Source organism: Leptospira jelokensis (assembly GCF_004769635.1).
Classification (GTDB): Bacteria; Spirochaetota; Leptospiria; order Leptospirales; family Leptospiraceae; genus Leptospira_A; species Leptospira_A jelokensis.
The window spans coordinates 1-1,154 of sequence record NZ_RQGH01000031.1 but is presented as its reverse complement, the minus strand read 5'-3'; the positions used below and the strand labels follow the sequence as shown (position 1 = coordinate 1,154).

Annotated in this window: 1 protein-coding gene; it reads right to left on the bottom strand. The window is 41.2% G+C overall.

The features are described 5' to 3' along the window. A partial coding sequence (locus EHQ62_RS15470; protein ID WP_135644503.1) for a hypothetical protein occupies positions 1-1,154 on the bottom strand: 1,154 nt, incomplete at both ends.

Here is a 1,154-nt window from a genome sequence, read left to right as displayed (position 1 = left end):
AGAGGAAATCACCAAAGCCAACAGTTTTAGAACCTCCCAAAGTTAGTAATTCCTTCAGTTCAGGCACAAACCTTACGTTCCCTAGAAAACTTAACTCATTCAATGCCAGTTGACTCCATTTCGGAGAGATATATCCATAACTACGGAAACTCTGCTTCAAAATGTTGTTCCTTGCTTCCGCACCATTGGAACTCACACCATCCTTACTTACCCAACGTTCACGGCTCATATTGTATCTGGGGTCATTACTTTTCTTCGAATGATTGACTGACTTATGGTTGGGTCGATCCCATAGAAACCCATATCCTTCATCTGTAAAAAGTGTTACATTCTTTGGAATGGTTTCTTCTAGGTCCTTCTCTAAGTAGTGTTGGTTATTCAAAGGAATCGATTTGTAGAAAGTCATCCCACCGTTGATGCCAATCGTATGGACGAGAGTTCCGATCTGGTGTCCTCCAATGGAATTTGAAGCATAGATGGATGCAGTTCCTCCCTTAAATCGTCTGGATCTATGTTTGTTGGCTCTTAAGGATGATGAGTATAACACCACTGAGTCAGCTACGGCAACAGGTTGATTTTTAAGGGTTTCCTTGAGGTCACCTTCCTTTGGTAGTCTGAAGTTCTTAGAGGATTCTTCTAGCTCTTTGTATAACTGTTCCCTAAGTGACTCATTGAGATGTGAGAAGAATACCTGGATACGTTTTTTGAGATAGTAAGCTGTCTTATACGGAAGTCCAAGTTTTCTTGCGATCTCTTTGGAAGTCATTGTCTTTGGGTATTGTAAGATTTGGTCTTGGATGGTGTAGGAGATATAGGCGAGGGGTAGTTTGATGTTTTGGAAGGGTGTGTTTGCTGTGATGCTGATTTGTTTGTGGCAGTGAGAACATCTGGCTATGGATTCTTTGCTCTTTAGTCTTAAGAAGTTGAGGGAAGGGTTCTCTAGGGACTTAGGGCAGTTGCATCTTTTGGGATAGATAGTGTTGAGTATTGAGAGAGTTCTAAGAGTGTATTCTCTTTTGATTGGTTCATTGTCTATGGGAGAGAGGTTCTTAGTAGGTTTTGTATATGTAGTTCTAGTGAACTTAGGGAGGAAAGGAGAATAGAAGAAATGTGAGTTTCTACTATAGGGATTGGGGTCTTTGGTGATACGTCCC